This window comes from Sulfurisphaera ohwakuensis (genome assembly GCF_009729055.1).
Lineage (GTDB): Archaea > Thermoproteota > Thermoprotei_A > Sulfolobales > Sulfolobaceae > Sulfurisphaera > Sulfurisphaera ohwakuensis.
Window position 1 is genome coordinate 2,174,850 of the sequence record NZ_CP045484.1, and the last position, 18,127, is coordinate 2,192,976.

Annotated in this window: 22 protein-coding genes; 14 read left to right on the plus strand and 8 right to left on the minus strand. The window is 32.1% G+C overall.

Annotation, left to right across the window (positions count from 1 at the left end):
- The first annotated feature begins 13 nt into the window (after positions 1-13).
- A complete protein-coding gene (locus D1869_RS12040; RefSeq protein ID WP_156015305.1) occupies positions 14-835 on the plus strand; it encodes a hypothetical protein in 822 nt (273 codons plus the stop codon).
- A gap of 418 nt (positions 836-1,253) precedes the next feature.
- On the opposite strand, the gene D1869_RS12045 is transcribed toward D1869_RS12040, so the two are convergent.
- Positions 1,254-1,448, minus strand: coding sequence for a type II toxin-antitoxin system VapC family toxin (locus D1869_RS12045; RefSeq protein WP_156015979.1), 195 nt, complete (start codon positions 1,446-1,448; stop codon positions 1,254-1,256).
- Positions 1,449-1,597: 149 nt separating this feature from the next.
- On the opposite strand from D1869_RS12045, the gene D1869_RS12050 reads away from it, so the two are divergent.
- A complete protein-coding gene (locus D1869_RS12050; RefSeq protein ID WP_156015306.1) occupies positions 1,598-2,830 on the plus strand; it encodes an RNA-guided endonuclease InsQ/TnpB family protein in 1,233 nt (410 codons plus the stop codon).
- A gap of 116 nt (positions 2,831-2,946) precedes the next feature.
- On the opposite strand, the gene D1869_RS12060 is transcribed toward D1869_RS12050, so the two are convergent.
- Positions 2,947-3,168 (minus strand): antitoxin VapB family protein, encoded by a 222-nt coding sequence (locus tag D1869_RS12060; RefSeq protein WP_156015307.1) that lies wholly within the window; start codon positions 3,166-3,168, stop codon positions 2,947-2,949.
- 511 nt (positions 3,169-3,679) lie between these two features.
- Between D1869_RS12060 and D1869_RS12065 the strand changes: the two genes are divergently transcribed.
- Positions 3,680-4,501, plus strand: a complete 822-nt coding sequence (locus D1869_RS12065; protein ID WP_156015308.1) for an ABC transporter substrate-binding protein — start codon at positions 3,680-3,682, stop codon at positions 4,499-4,501.
- Here D1869_RS12065 and D1869_RS12070 read toward each other — a convergent pair.
- A complete protein-coding gene (locus tag D1869_RS12070; protein WP_156015309.1) occupies positions 4,463-4,984 on the minus strand; it encodes a hypothetical protein in 522 nt (173 codons plus the stop codon). The two genes, D1869_RS12065 and D1869_RS12070, sit on opposite strands and share 39 nt — an antisense overlap.
- Before the next feature lie 61 nt (positions 4,985-5,045).
- Here D1869_RS12070 and cimA point away from each other — a divergent pair, with 61 nt between their 5' ends.
- Positions 5,046-6,614 carry a citramalate synthase gene (gene cimA / locus D1869_RS12075; protein WP_156015310.1) on the plus strand — a complete coding sequence of 523 codons (1,569 nt, stop codon included), beginning with the start codon at positions 5,046-5,048 and terminating at the stop codon, positions 6,612-6,614.
- Between the two features lie 4 nt (positions 6,615-6,618).
- Positions 6,619-7,512 carry a 4-hydroxybenzoate octaprenyltransferase gene (locus tag D1869_RS12080; RefSeq protein WP_156015311.1) on the plus strand — a complete coding sequence of 298 codons (894 nt, stop codon included), beginning with the start codon at positions 6,619-6,621 and terminating at the stop codon, positions 7,510-7,512.
- Positions 7,513-8,005: 493 nt separating this feature from the next.
- On the opposite strand, the gene D1869_RS12085 is transcribed toward D1869_RS12080, so the two are convergent.
- From D1869_RS12085 to D1869_RS12095, 3 genes are read right to left on the minus strand one after another with little or no spacing between them, the layout of a single operon-like run.
- Entirely contained in the window at positions 8,006-8,818 is an 813-nt protein-coding gene (locus tag D1869_RS12085; RefSeq protein WP_156015312.1) for a gamma-glutamylcyclotransferase family protein, read from the minus strand.
- Positions 8,819-9,106 (minus strand): hypothetical protein, encoded by a 288-nt coding sequence (locus D1869_RS12090; protein ID WP_156015313.1) that lies wholly within the window; start codon positions 9,104-9,106, stop codon positions 8,819-8,821.
- Positions 9,093-9,458 carry an NfeD family protein gene (locus D1869_RS12095; RefSeq protein WP_156015314.1) on the minus strand — a complete coding sequence of 122 codons (366 nt, stop codon included), beginning with the start codon at positions 9,456-9,458 and terminating at the stop codon, positions 9,093-9,095. The genes D1869_RS12090 and D1869_RS12095 overlap by 14 nt, the downstream gene beginning before the upstream one ends.
- 34 nt (positions 9,459-9,492) lie before the next feature.
- Here D1869_RS12095 and D1869_RS12100 point away from each other — a divergent pair, with 34 nt between their 5' ends.
- The 3 genes from D1869_RS12100 (at position 9,493) to D1869_RS12110 (ending at position 12,220) form a co-directional block, all read left to right on the plus strand.
- A complete protein-coding gene (locus tag D1869_RS12100) occupies positions 9,493-10,791 on the plus strand; it encodes a thermopsin family protease (RefSeq protein WP_156015315.1) in 1,299 nt (432 codons plus the stop codon).
- A gap of 15 nt (positions 10,792-10,806) precedes the next feature.
- Positions 10,807-11,589, plus strand: a complete 783-nt coding sequence (locus D1869_RS12105) for a slipin family protein (RefSeq protein ID WP_156015316.1) — start codon at positions 10,807-10,809, stop codon at positions 11,587-11,589.
- Between the two features lie 79 nt (positions 11,590-11,668).
- Positions 11,669-12,220 carry a thiamine-phosphate synthase family protein gene (locus D1869_RS12110; protein ID WP_156015317.1) on the plus strand — a complete coding sequence of 184 codons (552 nt, stop codon included), beginning with the start codon at positions 11,669-11,671 and terminating at the stop codon, positions 12,218-12,220.
- Here D1869_RS12110 and D1869_RS12115 read toward each other — a convergent pair.
- Positions 12,200-12,655 (minus strand): PadR family transcriptional regulator, encoded by a 456-nt coding sequence (locus D1869_RS12115; protein WP_156015318.1) that lies wholly within the window; start codon positions 12,653-12,655, stop codon positions 12,200-12,202. The two genes, D1869_RS12110 and D1869_RS12115, sit on opposite strands and share 21 nt — an antisense overlap.
- Positions 12,656-12,774: 119 nt before the next feature.
- Between D1869_RS12115 and D1869_RS12120 the strand changes: the two genes are divergently transcribed.
- Together D1869_RS12120 and D1869_RS12125 are read left to right on the plus strand one after the other, a co-directional pair.
- Positions 12,775-13,908, plus strand: coding sequence for an NAD(P)/FAD-dependent oxidoreductase (locus D1869_RS12120; RefSeq protein WP_156015319.1), 1,134 nt, complete (start codon positions 12,775-12,777; stop codon positions 13,906-13,908).
- A gap of 148 nt (positions 13,909-14,056) precedes the next feature.
- The gene (locus tag D1869_RS12125; protein ID WP_156015320.1) at positions 14,057-14,764 is read left to right on the plus strand and encodes a DUF364 domain-containing protein; all 708 of its coding nucleotides are present in this window, start codon (positions 14,057-14,059) and stop codon (positions 14,762-14,764) included.
- On the opposite strand, the gene D1869_RS12130 is transcribed toward D1869_RS12125, so the two are convergent.
- Complete coding sequence (locus tag D1869_RS12130; protein ID WP_156015321.1) at positions 14,751-15,908, minus strand: hypothetical protein; 1,158 nt, start codon at positions 15,906-15,908, stop codon at positions 14,751-14,753. The genes D1869_RS12125 and D1869_RS12130 overlap by 14 nt on opposite strands.
- Before the next feature lie 45 nt (positions 15,909-15,953).
- Between D1869_RS12130 and D1869_RS12135 the strand changes: the two genes are divergently transcribed.
- The 4 genes from D1869_RS12135 to D1869_RS12150 all read left to right on the plus strand — a co-directional run bounded on the left by D1869_RS12135 (position 15,954) and on the right by D1869_RS12150 (position 18,127).
- The gene (locus D1869_RS12135) at positions 15,954-16,292 is read left to right on the plus strand and encodes a DUF2175 domain-containing protein (protein ID WP_010980295.1); all 339 of its coding nucleotides are present in this window, start codon (positions 15,954-15,956) and stop codon (positions 16,290-16,292) included.
- A gap of 55 nt (positions 16,293-16,347) precedes the next feature.
- Positions 16,348-17,121: an FAD-dependent thymidylate synthase gene (thyX, locus tag D1869_RS12140; protein ID WP_156015322.1), complete on the plus strand. Its 774-nt coding sequence runs from the start codon at positions 16,348-16,350 to the stop codon at positions 17,119-17,121.
- Positions 17,122-17,237: 116 nt separating this feature from the next.
- Complete coding sequence (ndhC, locus tag D1869_RS12145; protein ID WP_010980297.1) at positions 17,238-17,624, plus strand: NADH dehydrogenase subunit 3; 387 nt, start codon at positions 17,238-17,240, stop codon at positions 17,622-17,624.
- Between the two features lie 5 nt (positions 17,625-17,629).
- Complete coding sequence (locus D1869_RS12150; RefSeq protein WP_156015323.1) at positions 17,630-18,127, plus strand: NADH-quinone oxidoreductase subunit C; 498 nt, start codon at positions 17,630-17,632, stop codon at positions 18,125-18,127.

Genomic DNA, 18,127 nt, shown 5'->3' on the forward strand with positions numbered 1-18,127 from the left:
ATAGTATTATGGGTTGTATTTTACTCGAATTAGGGTAATAGGAGAGGGTGAAATAGCAAAGAATATTTCTTCATTATTATCCAGTTTAGGTTACGAATTATCGTCTAGTAAACCTAATTTATATATTATTGTAGGTGAAATGGAGAGAGCTTTGAAGTTTGTTAATAAAAAAGCTGGTTTAATTTTTGTATCAGAAGATGGAGAATATGTAATACCCTTGAAGAGGGAAAGCAAAGGAGTCTCTTTTGTTGCTTCTATAATATCTGATTTATTAAACGCTAATTTGATTTCAACCTCAAAGTTCTCCCAATTGGGTTTATATAGTGTTGAAGAATTTTCGTGGATTAATGCTCTTTATACTAGAAATAAAGAGGAAGTCAAGAAAGCCAATAAAAAGTTATTAGATAAGAAAAAATTGTATGTTTATTCAGACGGAGTTAGTCTAATGTTACCAGAAGGGTATATAAGGGTTCAGACTCCTTGTGAAGCTGATATAATTATAGGTGAAGGTAAATGTAATGGTGTTTTATTAAAGCCTATAAAAATGGTCGTAGGCCTATACTATATTGAAAAAATTCCCTTTGAGGTCTTATTATATTCTGTGAAACTTACTATGAAAAGCTTATATGTAAATGAAAATAGAGTTGACGTTATCTTAACTCCAGTAAACGATAGAAATGCTAAGGAACTAAGTAGATTATTAAATGCTGAACATATGGTAATCAATGCTGATACCTGTGAAGAAATGTTATATAGTTATGGTGGTAGAATTTTACTTAAAGAAGTAAATAGGGCTTATGGAGTTATATCTTGCCTAGCTGGATTATATCTATGAAAATCATAGATTACTTTTTGATAAAGATGCATATATTAGTGATAGTTCTAATATCAAGTAATAGTTTAAGGAAATTCACTTACCATAAAAAATAATAATATTGACTCATGAATTAGTAATTAGTAAATACTTTGAATTTACTCCCTTACTTATTTCGTTTATTATAAGAAATTTTTCGATAATAAGATAATATATCTTATATAAGTTTAACGTAAAAAGACAATGATTTTCCTAAAATTATTAATAGAAGATTTGTAATTTAAAACATGATATTTTTGAAAACCATCTATTCCTAAAATTTTAAATGAAGTGCTATTAGAGGTTAACCATATTTATTTAAAAGAGTATAGATCTTTAAATTATCTAAAATAAGGAATATTAGCAAATGATTATTCAAACCAAATTATATACGACTAATTTATGATATAATTTCTACATGAATGTAATCTTTTACTAACAAGAAATCCCTATCTTTGGTTATCAATTTTTCATGACATGCTTTAGCTGTTGATGCTATAATTAAGTCGAGATCAGAAATTAATTTTCCCTTATTCTTTAATTCATAATATATGTTAGCATATTCAAATGCTACATTTTCATCTAGAGGATAAATTGTATAAGCATTCTTTAGTTCTTCGAATACTTTTAACCTTTTATAAAGTTTAGGGGTTCAAAGGGGGCGAAAAACCTCGCCTTTTAAGGCGGGGATGGATAGCCCCCTTTGTAGAAATATTTTTTAATCCACTCTCGAACATTTTATTAATGCCCAACGTAGGGTTCCGCTTTCGTGCATATGTTGACGATCAAACAATTAGGGCGTTAAAAGCCCAGTTGAGGTTAGCATGTGAGATGTACAACACCCTACGCTGGGCAGATATCTATTTCTACCAAAGGGATGGAAAGGGTCTTACACAAACGGAGTTAAGACAGCTCGCTCTAGATCTAAGAAAGCAAGATAAGGAGTACCAACAACTCTACTCACAAGTAGTACAGCAAATTGCAGACCGTTATTACGATGCTAGGGATAGGTTCTTCAAAGGTCTAGCACACTTTCCTAAGGAGAAGAAACCCCATAAGTACTACTCTCTTGTTTACCCACAAAGTGGATGGAAAATACTTGAGAGCAGGGAAATAAGGACTAAGAGTAGGAAGAGTAAGAAGAAGCTGGTGTTATTGAGGTTATCAAATCTCGGCGTGTTTAAGGTCATTGTTCATAGGGACTTCCCGCTTGACAAAGTAAAGAGGGTGGTAGTTAAACTAACACGTTCAGAGAGAGTATATGTCTCCTTCATAGTTGAAGGTGTTGGATTCCCTCAACTCCCAAAGACTGGTAAGGTAGTTGCAATAGATGTTGGGATAGAGAAACTCTTAACCACGAGTGATGGATTCTATTTCCCTAACTTGAGACCTTATGAGAGGGCACTTGAGAAGATAAGGAAACTCCACAAGGTTCTCTCGAGGAAAGAGTTCTTGTCGAAAAATTGGTTTAAAGCAAAAGTGAAGTTAGCTAGGGGTTATGAACACTTGAAGAACTTGAGACAAGACCTCTATATGAAGTTGGGTAAGTGGTTTGCACAACATTATGACGTTGTAGTAATGGAGGATATAGATGTTAAACAACTGGTGGAGGAGTCAGAAAGGAAGTTGAGGATGAGGTTGCACGATGTTGCATTCCATGAGTTGAAGAGAATACTAGAATATCAGTTGGAAAAATATGGAAAGAAACTGTTGTTAATAAATCCAGCATATACTTCAAAGATGTGTGCTAAATGCGGGTACGTAAAGAAAGAGTTAACTTTGACTGACCGTGTGTTCAGCTGTCCTAAGTGCGGTTGGGTTACTGATCGTGACTATAACGCTTGCTTAAACATATTGAAGAGATCGGGGTGGGAGCCATCCTTAGTGCCTGTGGAGCTCTACCCTCTACCCGTAGCGAAAAGCTACGGGCAAGGTGGGGCTATGAAGCAGGAAGCTCCGCCCTTCAGGGCGGGGTAGCTCACTTTTATCTAGTACCCTAATAACCTCAATTTCGGATATAATAGAAAGCGAATCTCCTATTTGGTCTCTCTTTCCTCTCAAAATATCTATTAGAATAGAAGTATCAATTAAAGTCAAACTCTGAACTCCTCATGCATCTTTCTATGGCTATCTTCTATTTTTCTTAATTCCTCATCAGTAATTATCTCCCTTAATCTTTTGATTCCATTTATTCTTCTATTATATTCATCCACTAATAACAAAAGGAATTCATCCCAACTTTTTTCTCCTTTTATGCTTTCTAATTTCTCTTTGACTTCTTCTGATACGGGAATAGTGGTATATCTCTTGCTCATAAGAAATATTATGTAGCTAGAATTTAAAAGCACAGAGATTCAATGCTAGCGTTAGATAGAAATTTTATTACACTTTTTAGATTCTAATGGTCAAGTATTATTTAGCTCATAGGTTAAGATCTTAGAAAAGTTCTCTATATCTGATTTAGCGTTGTTCTCTATAACTTAAAAAGAGTCTGCATTAATATAAGGTATTTTATACATTACTAGCGAGCGTGGACAACATTTTCATTATCTGATATGAATTATACATAGTGTAAATTTAGTTTCAATAAATGATTAGATCTATCAACTGCTAATGGAGGATGTTACAATTTTAATCTCTACTTGAATTTTTATTGTATAACTAAAGTGTTCGAAAGAAAGAGGGATTTAAGGTAATTTTGAATAAATTACAAATGAATGAAATTATTGTCCACACTGTTACTAGTTATCGAAAATCTTAGCTAATCGATAATATTATTAATACATATATAGTAACGTTTTTTAAAACTCAATTAATTAATTCTTTGTGAAAATTTATAATGAAGTATTAGACGAGTATGTTGAAGTTCCTAGACCTATAAAGAAAATTGTCAGTCTAGATCCAGCTACTACTGAAACTTTATTTATGTTAGGTATAGGTGATCGGATTATTGCTACTGACGCTTTCAGTTATAGACCAGTTGAAGCTAAAAAAATACCAAAGATTGGCAGCTATACTCATGTAAACATAGAATTTTTAGAGAAAAATAAGCCTGATATAATTTTCTCTACTACTGGTGCTCAAAAGGATTTAACGAAGAAGTTAATAAACATGGGATATATAGTTTATCCTATCGGTGTTGCTACGTCTATCTCAAGGATTCTAAATAACATTATTATCATTGCCAACGTTGTAGGAAGATTAGAAGAAGGTAGAATACTTTACTCATCTTTAATTAATGCTTTATATTCCTTCCTTAGAAAAAGTGAGAAAAGGCCTAAAGTTTATTTGGAGTTTGATCTTGGTGGACCTATAACTGCAGGTTTTCCTACCCATGTTAGTGATGCAATTTATCATGTAGGAGGAAAGAATATTTTCGATAATGTTGAAGACGCTTATTTTACTCCTTCTCCAAACGATATTATTTCACGCGAACCGGACGTAATAATTTATGAGCCTAAGCTTTACAGAGATTATGAAATTGAGAGGTTTAAAAAGAGCTTAGAGGAAAGAGGTCTTTCCGCACTTTTAAATAAGCCAATTTTAGTTACAAAAGGTGATTTTTTAGCACATCAAGGACCTAGTTTTATAACAGAGGGCGTTAAATGGTTATTTCTTTCGCTTGAACCTTTTTTTGTTAAATATTGACGATATTACACCGTAACCTAGTGCTACTATTCCTAGTACTATGAAAAACTCGCTTACTGTTGTTATTATTCCTAGGGTTGAGTATAAACTGCTCACTTGTGTGTAAGGAAATACAGCATATCTGACTAGGACTTTCTGTGAAACATTAGTAGGATTATCTATTGTTATAAAGTATTTACCTGGGTAAACTTTTGATATAAGAACTTCTGAATTATTAGCAACTAATCCGGAAGAGTTAATTATTTGTAAATAAACAGTTGACGTATTTGATAAAAGATATATAGTATTGTTTACATTAGTAGTTGTTAGTTCTAAAATTTTTATATTTGAGTTAGGATCAACATTTGCAATTTTATAATTATTCTTGAGAGTTTGATCAACAGTTTTATAATATGGTAAATAAAGAGGTGATAAAAGATATAGGGCAAGAAATATAATAATTAATACTGTACCAACTATAATAAATAAAGAGTTTTTATTCATTTCAATTTAACTGTTAACTAAAAGCTTTTAAGTTTGTTCAAATACACTCTACCTATGTCCGGTGTTTACGAAATCTGTTGAGGTATTAGATACTACTTTAAGAGATGGTTCTCAGTCTGCAAATGTTTCCTTTACTCTAAACGATAAAATAAGGATTGCATTAGCGCTAGATGAATTAGGAGTTGATTATATAGAGGCTGGATGGCCTGGATCAAATCCTAAAGATGAGGAATTTTTCAAAGAGATTAAGAAATACTCCTTAACACACGCTAAAATAGCTGCATTTGGAAGTACTAGGAGGAAGGAGTTTAATGTTAAAGAAGACCCAAATTTAAATGCTATAATAAAGTCCGATGTTGATGTTGCGGTATTATTCGGTAAATCGTGGTTACTTCATGTAACTGATGTATTAAGAATAAAGCCCGAAGACAACTTGGAAATTGTATATGATAGTATAAACTATCTGAAATCTCACGGTCTTAAGGTAATATTTGATGCCGAGCACTTTTATCAAGGTTTTAAGGATAATAGAGAATATGCGTTAAAAGTTCTGAAGACTGCTGAAGAAGCAAAAGTTGATGTTATTGCATTAGCAGATACTAACGGTGGTACTTTACCTCATGAGGTTTATGAAATAACTAAGGTTGTTGTGGGTGAGGTTAGAACTAAGATTGGTCTACATATGCATAATGATTCAGGTTGTGCTGTTGCAAACTCTTTAATGGGTATTTTAGCGGGAGCAAGGCATGTTCAAGGTACTATAAATGGTATTGGAGAAAGAACTGGAAATGCAGATTTAATTCAGATTATTCCAAACCTTGCATTGAAGATGAGATTCGATGTACTGAAAGGAAAAGAGAGTTTAAAGAAGCTAAGAGAAGTATCTAGGTTAGTTTATGAGTTAGCTGGATTGCATCCAAATCCTTATCAACCTTATGTAGGTGATTTCGCATTTACACACAAAGCTGGTGTCCACGCTGATGCTGTAATGAAGGTTAGTAGGGCTTATGAGCATATAGACCCATCTCTAGTTGGAAATACTAGAAGGTTCGTTATATCAGAGTTGTCTGGAACTTCTAATTTAGTGACATATTTAGAGAATCTAGGATTAAAAGTAGATAAGAAGGATGAAAGATTAAAGAGTGCTTTAAAGAAGATAAAGGAGCTTGAAAATAAGGGTTATAGTTTCGATTTGGCTCCTTCATCAGCAATATTAGTTGCTCTGAAAGAGTTAGGGATATATGAAAAGAAAATTAATGTTGAATATTGGAAAGTTATAAACGAAAGTAGTAATTTATCAATTGCCGTAGTTAAAGTTAACGGGCAATTAGAGGTTTCAGAAGGAGTTGGTCCAGTACATGCTGTAGACTTGGCTCTTAGGAAAGCATTACAAAAAGTATATCCAGAAATTTCTAATGTTAAATTAACTGACTATAGGGTCATTTTGCCTGGTGAAATAAAGAATACAGAAAGTGTAGTGAGGGTTACAATAGAGTTTACTGATGATATCATAACATGGAAAACTGTTGGTGTTTCTAGTAGTGTGATTGAAGCTAGTATATTAGCGTTAATTGATGGTTTAGATTATTATCTTCAGTACAAGAAGTTAAAAACCCTTAAAAATAATTAATTCTATGCAGTGGGATCCGGGAGGAGCGACTGAAAGCAAAAGTAAATTTTACATTTATTTAAGGTTTCTCAGAATTGAGCAAACTTTCTTTAGTTTACCCATGGCTTATATGGGTGCTTTCGTAGCCATAAAGAAAATTCCTCCTATTTATATATTAGTTCTAATTTTCTTCTCCTTGTTCTTTTTAAGAACTGCTGGAATGACTAATGATAATCTTGCTGATAGGGAGATAGATGCTAAAAATCCTAGGACAAGGAGTAGGCCTTTGGTTACTGGAAAAATAAGTGTTAAGGAAGCTAAGATTATGATCATCTTATCGCTTATCGGCTTCTTTGTATCAGCATATTTTGTCAATTTCTATGCTTTAATTCTATCACCACTAGTTGCGTTAGTTGTAATGTCATATCCTTATATGAAAAGGTATACAGCATTCGCAAATTATCAGATTGCCACAGTTCAAGGATTAGCTGTATTTAGTGGGGCTGTAGCTTCATTGGGATTATATGCGTCATCGTTCTCTCAGCTTATAATTGGTATTCCATGGTTATTTGTAATTTCAACAATATTTTGGGCTGTAGGGTTTGATTTATATAACCATATACCGGACTCTGAGTTTGATAGACAAATGGGGCTACATAGTTTTGCTGTTCTTTTAGGAAATAAGGCTCTAAAATTTGCTGGTGTAAATCAAATACTTTCAGTAGTACTTGCTTTTGCTGGTGATTACTTTTATCAGCTCGGATATATAGGGTATTCAGCTACTGTCTTACATGGATTAATAATGGCTTACGCTTACTATTTAGCTAATAAGGGTGATTTCGGAAGAGCATTTTACTATAATATATATTCTTCTGTCGTTTTAGGAGTAGGAGTAATACTGGCAGTTATTTTACATTAAAAAACTCATTGATTCTAGGTAACAAAAGAAAATATATAGTAATTTTAGTAATAAAAATTTCATTAAAAACTCTTGTTATCAGCGTCGGCCAAGTTCATCATATTCAGTGAGGGGTTCTTTCATCATTTTCAATAAAAATATATATAAGTACTCTTATATCGCTTAATTTTGAAACGGTATGAGATACACACATAATATCTTATTTCACTTTTCTTTCAGTTTCCTAAGTGAAGATTATTTAGATACCTTGGAATCGAAAAGCAATAGTGTCGTCATTTGTATATAAATTTATTAAATGACATCTCTTTATAAAGAGTATAAATATCGAATTAACATATTCTATGTACTAAAAATTTATAGAAATATAAATAGTTTAATGATGATGCTATGTCGAAAAGCTAACAAAAGATTTAATCCTACTTGAATTTTCGAGATAAAAGGATAGAGTCAGCCTCGGGTTCTATCTTCATAGTTCCGCAAAGGGCGGGCTTCATCATAAAAGTCCAGTACTCATACATCTATTTCCCCAACCGGTATTAAGTCCTTGTAAAATTAGATTTAAATATTCTTTTGATGGTTCTTTAGGATTTTCTTTATCTGGTGAGACATAAGCATATGCATAGTATTCTTTTCCAAATTCATCAACCACTTTTATAACGTCTCTCATATATTTTACTAGATGTTGTTCTGCTTTATCTAAGGCATTTAATTCATCTTCTATCATTATATAAATGTATCCACAGATTCTCCCTTCCTTATCTTCTATCAAGTTTGCGCAATATCCCCACCTGCATGGTATATTAAATATCATTCTATATCCAGTTGCAATTGCATTAATTTTTCTGAATATTCTCTTTACTCCTCTTTGTTTAAGAATCTCTTCGTTCGTGTTTTCAGCATATGCGAAATAATTAAGAATAACTGGCATTCTAACATATTTTGAGTAATCTCCTTCTTCTATTAGATCTCTTCCAGCTATATCTTGGTTATAAACATAAATATATACATCTGAAAGGGAATATTTTCTTTTATTATCAAAATACACTTTAGTCTTTTCTCTTACATAGAGATCATCTGGTCTACCTCTATAATCTTCTACTTTATCTAAAAGTAGTATAGTATTTTCATCTACTTCATAAACTTCTCCATAAATTATACCATCCCCTTTTACTACACCCGGAAAGCTACCAAGATCATACATTTTATAACCTTCAGTATATGCTAAACCTACAAATCTTGAATTCTCTAGTAAATGATGTAATTCAAAACCGTATCTCAATGAACCGTATACGAAAAGATACGGCATTTATTCTTCACCTATATACTCTGCCCATAGCTCTAACTCACTTACATCCATTTTTCTCTTTTTAGTATTCCCTTCTATTATATATGCATTCTTTATTATAACTTCATCCCCATTTATTTCTCCTTCAATTTCTATTACTCTATTTTCACTTTCCATATCTTCATCTGAACTCATTGCCTCTTTAATCGATGGAGGAGTGTAATGAATTATAACTGTATTTTCGTTTCTAATTATAGAGTAACCGTAATTTTTCAATTTCTCAATAACTGAAAGTTTAATTTTTACCATCACTTGTAAGCTTTTTAACTCTTAATTTTAAACCTTCCATTCCCGTTACAATTACTCTATCACCCTCTACAATAGGTTCTTCGGCTATTGCTTTCCACATTTCACCTTCAATAATAACATATCCTTCTCCATTTAGTGGTATATCCTCTACAGCCTTTCCTATTTTTCCCACATAAGTGTAAAGGTTTCTTTTTCTTGTTTTATATATAACATAACTTATTCTATAAGAGATGAAGCCAACAATTGCCATTGATGGTATTGCAACTATAGGGTTAGCATATTCCCCAGTTAATACTAAAGCAGCAATTACAATGGCTATAATTATAATTGGAATAACAATATGACTTACCATAATATTTAATAGGAGACGATAGAAAAATATTTTTATGAAAATTTTAGCGATATTCCTAATAATATTTCTTGCTATCACACCACTTATTACATTATCCCTTTCAAGCTCAGCATTTACTGTATCATATCCTATGGGAATGTCATTTTACTCTCTATTTTCAACTTATTTTACAACTGAGGTAATGGGAGTCATTAATATAACATCAATGAATATAGGCTCTTCCTATTTGCCTAACGGTCAATATTTAACTACTGGAAATGCGTCATTGCAATTAAATGCAATGATTGATGGCTTATATTGGGCTCAAGATGTTATTTTATTTCATCAAATATCTAACAATGAATTTAAAGCTACTTTAGTTTTAAATCTTTGGAATTTAACTGGTCCTTTTACAATTCCCGTTAACGGTAGCGTTACCACATATCAAGGCCTAGGCGTTATTTGTTATCAAGGCCCCAGCTTTATTGTTACACTACCTACTTCAATTGTCTTGTTTATGATTGATAATTCTACTTTGTATTTTGGTTATAGCATTGGCGATAAATCTGGAATATTTTATGAAATACCATTAAGCGGGGAGTTTGAGATAGGTAGTTTATCTATTGCTGGAATTCCAAATGATGTAGAGTTTGTATTTGGTGGACCAGGAGGTGGTAGTGTAGTAGATATGCAAGTAGAAGGTACAATGAATATCTATTTTATGCAGAGTGGGAAATTATCTCTAGTACCATATGCTTACTCAATTGGTTTTGATACTGCTGAATCAGTTGTTGGTATAAGATCCTCTGCAAACCTTACAAATCTTTGGAAGCCGAATACTATATTATCGTCTGGTTCAGATGATGCAATAGTTTTATGGCCAGTAAAACCTGAGATTTCTACTCTTCAAAGGAATAGTACAGTATATGTAAACATAAGTTTCAATGGTAAACCACTTTCAAACCAAAAAATTGTAATCGAGGATTTAGGCCTTACGGGTTTAGTTCCTATAAGCGTAAACTATACTAATGATTCTGGCTATGTGGTTTTCAGTAATATTTCCTCACCACTATATGTCGTTTATTACCCTGGTAATTTTACTTTGTCTTCAGACTATATAGTTTCTTCACCTATTATTAACTCTATTTTAACTCATGTAAAGAGTATTTATGATAGTATGGTTAGTTTTCTAAAAAGTTATAATTTCAAGAAGTCAATATCGTCATTCTTTACTAACATTCACAGTGCAACATATAGTGAATCCACAAGTGTAAATTATCTAATTTTAATCTATATTCTCGGCTTTAGTGTCGGGATTGTAATTTCAGCCTTGTTGATAAGATTTAAACTCTAAAAACATATTATATTTATGATATCAGTTGGAGAAATATTAGGACTAGTATTTCTGGTTATTATAATCCTTATCTTTTTAGCAATGTCTTTTAGGATAGTAACTGAATGGCAAAGGGCTGTTGTCTTAAGACTTGGTAGGGTTCTAGGCGTAAAAGGTCCTGGGATAATATTTCTTATACCTTTCGTTGATAGACCTTTACTAGTTGATTTAAGAATAGTTACTGTTGAAGTTCCACCACAGACTATAGTAACAAAAGATAATGTTACAGTTACTATAGATGCCGTAGTATATTACAAAGTAGTTGATCCTTTAAAGGCTGTTGTCAGCGTAAGTAACTATCCGGCTGCGGTTTTAAATTATGCTCAGACTTCTCTAAGAGATATTGTTGGTCAAATGGAGTTAGATGAAATACTGACGAAAAGAGAAGAGATAAATAGGCGTTTACAAGAGATTCTTGACACTGTTACTGAAGGTTGGGGAATAAAAGTTACTCAAGTTACAGTTAGAGATATTAGATTATCTCCAGAGCTTTTATCTGCAATGGCAGAGCAAGCTAAAGCTGAACGATTAAGAAGAGCTAAAATTATATTAAGTGAAGGAGAGAGACAAGCAGCCAATATATTAGCTGAAGCTTCGCTATCTTATCAAAATAATCCAGTTGCACTTCAATTAAGGTTCTTAGAAATGTTAAGTGATATTTCTCAAAGGGGTAATATGGTAATAGTAGTTCCAGCTGGACAAGAATTTTATGCTACCCTCTCTACACTTAAAAATGTAATCACATCGACTAAACAATAATCAGATGGACTAGGACACATCAAAGGTCAGTTTGTGGTCTTTTCATCATCTTTTTATTTTTTTATCCTTATCTGTATATATGAATGAAAGAGAAGAGGTTTTAATAAAATTAAAGCAAGCTGTTGATAATTTTGTTAGTGAAGATAGAGCATATTTACTAATACCAGAAATAAGAACAAATATCGGTTATGCAATAAGTGATGCAAAGAGCGCTAATGACGTTGCAGCTATCCCTGGAAGATTGACTGTAGCTTTCAATAGAGTAATTTATTGTTTACCACCCGCTTTTGGTGCTTCTGATCATGTGGCAAGAGTTATACTCACTGCTATGAGTTTTGATAAGAAAAAAAGAAGTTCAATTAACTTAAAATATTATAAAGAGATCGTGGAGAAACTTCCTAGAGAAGATACGTTTATATTTAATCGCGAGGAAGAACCTGAAGAGAGTAGGAAAGCCGAGGGTCATACAATGAATTTTATGATGAAAAAGGCTTATGAGGAGTTAAATAAGATACCAACTTACGTTGTTGACTTAGGTGGTTATGGAAAAGAACCTACAATATTTATACTAGAGGAAGACCCTCTTATTGTAGTTAGAAAGGCTCTTGATTTACTCAGATTTCTCGAATAATTCAAGGATATCTTTTTTACAATTCTGTAGTATATTGCTAATTTGTTGTAGTTTCTTATTGTCAACTTTTTCTCTATTAACATATATTACATAGCCTATCTCAAATAGAGTATCAATTATTTCTCTCTTAATAGGACTATTGGGTGAAAAGAAATCCTCCCTTTCTCTTTTTAATCGGTTGAATTCTTCTATTCCTTTACTTGTTAATTTATACATTTTCTTTCCGTTTTCCTCAAATGCTTCTATAAGACCCTCATTTAATAATGATCTTAAAACTGGATATATAGATCCTGGGCTAGGTTTATAAAACCCCCCGGTCTTAGATTGAATGCTTTTTATTATTTCATAAACATACATAGGTTTTTCAGCGAGAGAGGAGATGACTAAAGATTTAAGTGCACCTCGTTTTATTCTATCAAGTGAAATTTTTCTCATCAAAAATACATTAACTTTAGGCTTTAAAAATAGTTTAACACCTTTTTTAAATCATAATTTTAGGGTAATCCTAAACTTTATAAAATAAGTTTTTATGTAATTAAAGATAAAAAGCTCCTATGAAAAAAGTAGTTGTAGTGGGAGCTGGAAATGGAGGAACAGTTGTAGCTAATAACTTAGCTAAATATAATGAAGTAAATGTAACAGTAGTTGAGCCTTCGGAGTATCATTATTATCAACCTGGAATTGTAGATGTTGTTATGAGTTTTGAAAAAGAAGATAAGATAATGAGAAAAGTTAGTGAAATATTAAATCCTAGGGCTAGGCTAATTCAGGATAGAGTAATAAAAGTTGACATAGAAAATAGAAAAGTTATAACACAAAAAGGTAAAGAAATAGAATATGAATACCTGGTCCTTGCTCCAGGTGTTATAAACAAAGATATTGGATTACCGCACTGGCATAATTTGGATGGAGCTATTAAACTAAGAGAACAAGTAAATTCTTTCACTGGAAAGAAAATAGTTGTTGGCTATTTTGGGATTATAAAATGTCCTATGGCACCTTTCGAATTTGCATTTTTATTAAGGCAGAGATTTCCTAAGGCTGATATAACGCTCATAAATCCAGTTTCTCAACCTCCAGAACTACAAAAACCAATGGCTGAAAAATTAGGTAAGAGAGCAAAAGAATTGAATATAGAAGTTATAAGGGGAGTAAAAATAAAGGAGGTAGACAAGGAGAAAAAGATGATATATGCTGATGATGGACAAGTATTCTCTTACGATCTAGCACTAATTGATACTCCAATTAGAGTTAGTGATGAATTTTCTAATCTAACTGACCAAAGTGGGTTTATCCCAGTTGATAAGGAAAAATTGAATTATAAAGATTATTCAGATGTATTCGTAGTTGGTGACGCTACAAATATTACCTTACCTCCAAAGACTGGAGCAATTGCTCATTTCCAGGCTATTACTGTTAGTAGTAACATTATCAATGACATAAGAGGTTATGAAAAGAAGACTTTTGATGGAAAAGCAATGTGTGCTGGATATGCTGGCTATAATGAAGGTTTGTTTGTTTATATGGATTATAAAAAGAGTAGAGCAATAGGTCCTTCTAAATTATATAACGCTGCAAAACGTGCTTTCCTTAATCTTTATTGGTATACATTAACTGGAAAGATTGATTTTATGTTAGATCTTGTTTCAAAATATGTCAGCGGTGGTCCGACAATCACCACTCAGTAGTGCTCGACGTCATCATTCAGTAAGGGAGCGATCTTCACCAATTATCTGTTTCTTCCCACTTCATCACTCAGATATTGCGGGTTCAATCACCAATCATTAGGGGTGGAACAACATCATCGTTTTTAATTTCTAATTTAATTTTTAACTTATGATTTTAGATGAGATTATCGAGGAATTAAAGTTTGCTGTTAAAGGAAAGAAACTTATTAACACATGTGTTGGAATAACATATACTGCATCGCTATTAAATGATGGAAGTTTAGGGATTGCACACACTATACCAGACGGTTCTAATTCTTTAGCTGGTGAATTATTAGGAATGAACCTAGAGGATGTGATTAGTCTATTAAAAAATAATTCAATTGAAAGGGGTGTACTTCTCTCAATATTGAACGCAGTTAGTGAGATAACTAATCCTCAAGAGGGAGATCCCTTAGATCTTCTTGAAGGTGGAAAATTATGTGTTTTCGGTTATGCTCCTAGAATAGATACTACTAAATTCTCCTCTATAATAGTCTATGATTTTCTATCTACTCAGGAGAGAAACCAAGGGAAAGTAGTGATTAAACCTTTTTCAACTTTTCGTGGCGAAGTTTGTGATTCTGCTGTTATATTTGGTTCTGCATTGGTCAATGGTTCAATAGATTCCATAGTAAAATCTATTTCTACGAACAATTTAGTCCTAGAAGGAATATCTTCTGTTTTTGCTCCTAAAACTTTAAAGAATTATGGATTTAATATGATAGGAAAAATAGTAGCTATAGATAAACTAAAGGCATTTAGAATTGTATGTGAAGGCGGCGATCCTAGTAAGTTGGCTACATATACAAGAAAAATTTACGCTAAATTAGATTGAACTCTATTTTATCTATTGAATCATAGCAAGAATTTTTATATTTAAAATCTTCTTTACACCCGTTATCCTTAACAATTTCAACTCTTATATCATTCTTTATTTCTTTTCTACTCTTTATTAACTCTTTTAGCTTTATATAAGCTATAGCTACTCTAGAAAGAACCCTAATATCTGTACCTAGCGTATATGCTATTTTTAGCGCTTTTTCAGCTTTTTCTTTCACTTTATCATCATCTGTTATGGCCCATAACTTTGCTAAAAATATTGATGTTTCAGCATTAGCTAACGGTTCAAAATATTCGTGTTTAGTTATAGGATCTATAGGTGGATAGTCTCTAAATCCAATATCACTTTCTAAATTGTTTATTATCCAATCATAGATTTTTAGAGAAAGATTAAGAAATTTATTGTCAAAGGTTCTTTGATATAATGAAAGTAAGGCTGTTCCAACAATAGCCTCATCGACGAGTAATCCTTTAACTTCCTTTCTTGAGCTTCTAAACACTTCTCCATTTTCGGTTATTCTTTCTATTAACTTATCTTTTACATCAGTAATATTGTAGATGGTCTCTAATGCAAGAATATTAGTGTATGTTTCATCTAGAGTTGTATCAATCTTTCCAGTAAGTAAGAATTTTCCAAGAGTATCTAAAGGTGATATAATATTTATTATCTTTTGATATTCTTTATGTACGTCAGCATAGAAAAGTAAAAATTCTATCCCTCTAAAATCTATTGGATTTCCTTCACTAGCAAAATTAATTATGTCGAGGAACTCTGCAACGTTAACTTCTTCTATTTGTTGTGGTCTAGGAAATTCTATTCCCTCTAATTTTTCTTTTTTCGTATAAATTTCTCTTAATTTTTCTTGAATATATTCAATATCTAAAGATTCTATAACTGCTATGGTTTTTCCATCTAAATCTAATATACTTAATGAAGGGATTATACCTCTAGATAGTCTGACTGTATATTGTAAATATTCATTCGCATTAACTTTGAAAAGGTAATATTTTTGTGATATCTGAAGTTTCTTTATTTTCTCGAATAGTTCATCACAGATATTACAATTTTCACTAGTAAAGAAGACACCAATCAATTTATCATAGAACTTAGCGTCTGAAAATATTTTTTCACTTATCATGAGTACCGCAATATTTATTTATGAATTAATGTTTTACTGTGTTTGATGAGTAGACCACAAACTAAATGGACATGTGGATTTTGTGGAAAACCTATATATTGGGATGAATTATTTACATTTTTGTCAAATAAAGCAGTAGTGCACTATACATGCTTGAGAGAAAGAGCGACAAAAACAAGTAAAATAAATCCAGAAGTTTTAAAAGTAGTATTAGATTCGTTAGAAGATGAATTAAATAAGATTGTAATCTACAAACAGAGACTAAATCAAGTTGGAGACAATGAAGATATTAAGAAAGTTTTAGATCAAACAGAAAAAGATGCAGAAAAAAATGCAGCCCAACTTACTCGATTAGTAGAAAAGTTAAGTGGAGTATTATCTTAGGATAATATTAACTGAAAAGTTTTTTACTTGTTTTTGAGAAAGCTTAATATTTAAAATGAATGTTAAACTTGTTTCTTATACTCGTGATGGAGAAAAAGTTGTAGCAATAGCTTCTAAGATGAGTAGAAGTAGAAAGGGTTGGGACTATCACGAAAAAACAATGACTGATGAAGAAATTGAGGTTTGGATCAGAGATGCAATTCTGCACGGGTACTGGAGTGTTCTTGAGCATAGTATTTACACTTTTTCTATAGAGGGGATTAGCAGGGTAGCATCTCACCAGTTAGTTAGACATAGGATAGCCTCTTACACTCAAATGAGTCACAGATTTGCTAAGCCTATAGATGAGTACTATAAACCGATAACCCCGCCATCAGTAGAAAAGAGAGCTAAAGAAATTATAGAAAAAGCATATCAGGAAGCCTATGAAAACTATTTCAAACTCCTTCAAGATGGTGTACCAGAAGAGGATGCTAGATATGTTTTACCTAATGGTGTAAATACTAACATAGTCGTCACAATGAATGCTAGAGAATTATACAATTTCTTTGCACTTAGACTTTGTTCAAGGGCTCAATGGGAAATTAGGGCTATTGCATGGAAGATGTTGGAAGAAGTTAAAAAAGTTCATCCCAGACTCTTCCGTTATGTAGGTCCTAATTGTATAATTCATGAAAACTTCATTAGAAACGAACCTATTACTTTAGACGATGTACTACAAAAGGACAATATAGAGTTTATATCTCAACGTTGTATTGAAGGGGTTATGAGGGATGGAATTTTAAAATGTATAAGAAATTCTAAGCATGTTTTGGAATATTTAAAGTAAATTCATTTTTTTAAATATCACATATACAAATGCTCTAAATTGATTTTTGCTTTTAAATTACCTTTTTCGAACAATTAGTAGAAAAATATTTTAGGCATTCTCGTTATTGATACTTGATGGCATTAACTCAAGCATTACTAGCTTTTGGACTTCCAGTTATTTTGTTCCTTATAGCTGGATATGGTGGTTATAAGATACTTTCCATGGTTGTGCCTAGCGAATATAATCCAGTTAAGGTTAGTAGATTCGAAGCTGGTAATATACCATACGGTGAAGGTAGACTTTGGTTCCCTCTTCAATATTATGGGTATGTTTTAGTATATACTTCTATTGAGCCTATTGTAGTTTTGTTCTTTGCTATATCGGAAGCTGCTTATACAACCTCGTTTATCCTATTTAGAGATCTTTTAATACTTATATTGTCAAGCATTGTAATTTTATATCCAATACTTTATTACGCAGTAAAACAAGTGAACACAATAGAGTATTGGCTTTTAAGGTGAAATTTATGGCTCAAACTGTTCAATCTATATTAAATTCTATATTTTCTCAAGTTCAAAGCAAATTTAAAGTTACTGGAAAAGTAGAGAGTGATAAAAGGGCATCTATTCAAGTAGATAGATCTCAGATAGTTGAAGTAGCAGATTTTCTTAAAAGTCTTGGTTTTGATCATGTTAAAAGCGTCACTGCAATTGACTATCCAGATGCTCAAGAGTTTGAAGTAGTTTATCATATCTCTTCTTATTCAAATATTGATTTAGCTAAAACTATTGTGGCCTTAAGAACAAGAGTAAAATATGATGATCCTAAATTGCCTTCTTTATATAAGATTTGGGAAAGTGTTTGGACTGGGGAAAGGGAAACATATGAAATGTATGGAATAATATTTGAGGGTCATCCAGATTTAAGAAGGCTATTTTTACCAGAAGATTTTGAAGGTGTTTATCCCATGAGAAAGAGCTATAAGATTAAGACGGAGGGGTTATTTGTTGACAAACCAAGCTGA

Bases quoted from the DNA above. Each gene is read 5' to 3' on its own strand.
- D1869_RS12050 (WP_156015306.1), top strand. From the start codon at position 1,598: ATGCCCAACGTAGGGTTCCGCTTTCGTGCATATGTTGACGATCAAACA.
- D1869_RS12060 (WP_156015307.1), bottom strand. From the start codon at position 3,168: ATGAGCAAGAGATATACCACTATTCCCGTATCAGAAGAAGTCAAAGAG.
- D1869_RS12070 (WP_156015309.1), bottom strand. From the start codon at position 4,984: ATGAATAAAAACTCTTTATTTATTATAGTTGGTACAGTATTAATTATT.
- D1869_RS12080 (WP_156015311.1), top strand. From the start codon at position 6,619: ATGCAGTGGGATCCGGGAGGAGCGACTGAAAGCAAAAGTAAATTTTAC.
- D1869_RS12085 (WP_156015312.1), bottom strand. From the start codon at position 8,818: ATGCCGTATCTTTTCGTATACGGTTCATTGAGATACGGTTTTGAATTA.
- D1869_RS12090 (WP_156015313.1), bottom strand. From the start codon at position 9,106: ATGGTAAAAATTAAACTTTCAGTTATTGAGAAATTGAAAAATTACGGT.
- D1869_RS12095 (WP_156015314.1), bottom strand. From the start codon at position 9,458: ATGGTAAGTCATATTGTTATTCCAATTATAATTATAGCCATTGTAATT.
- D1869_RS12100 (WP_156015315.1), top strand. From the start codon at position 9,493: ATGAAAATTTTAGCGATATTCCTAATAATATTTCTTGCTATCACACCA.
- D1869_RS12105 (WP_156015316.1), top strand. From the start codon at position 10,807: ATGATATCAGTTGGAGAAATATTAGGACTAGTATTTCTGGTTATTATA.
- D1869_RS12110 (WP_156015317.1), top strand. From the start codon at position 11,669: ATGAATGAAAGAGAAGAGGTTTTAATAAAATTAAAGCAAGCTGTTGAT.
- D1869_RS12115 (WP_156015318.1), bottom strand. From the start codon at position 12,655: ATGAGAAAAATTTCACTTGATAGAATAAAACGAGGTGCACTTAAATCT.
- D1869_RS12120 (WP_156015319.1), top strand. From the start codon at position 12,775: ATGAAAAAAGTAGTTGTAGTGGGAGCTGGAAATGGAGGAACAGTTGTA.
- D1869_RS12125 (WP_156015320.1), top strand. From the start codon at position 14,057: ATGATTTTAGATGAGATTATCGAGGAATTAAAGTTTGCTGTTAAAGGA.
- D1869_RS12130 (WP_156015321.1), bottom strand. From the start codon at position 15,908: ATGATAAGTGAAAAAATATTTTCAGACGCTAAGTTCTATGATAAATTG.
- D1869_RS12135 (WP_010980295.1), top strand. From the start codon at position 15,954: ATGAGTAGACCACAAACTAAATGGACATGTGGATTTTGTGGAAAACCT.
- thyX (WP_156015322.1), top strand. From the start codon at position 16,348: ATGAATGTTAAACTTGTTTCTTATACTCGTGATGGAGAAAAAGTTGTA.
- ndhC (WP_010980297.1), top strand. From the start codon at position 17,238: ATGGCATTAACTCAAGCATTACTAGCTTTTGGACTTCCAGTTATTTTG.
- D1869_RS12150 (WP_156015323.1), top strand. From the start codon at position 17,630: ATGGCTCAAACTGTTCAATCTATATTAAATTCTATATTTTCTCAAGTT.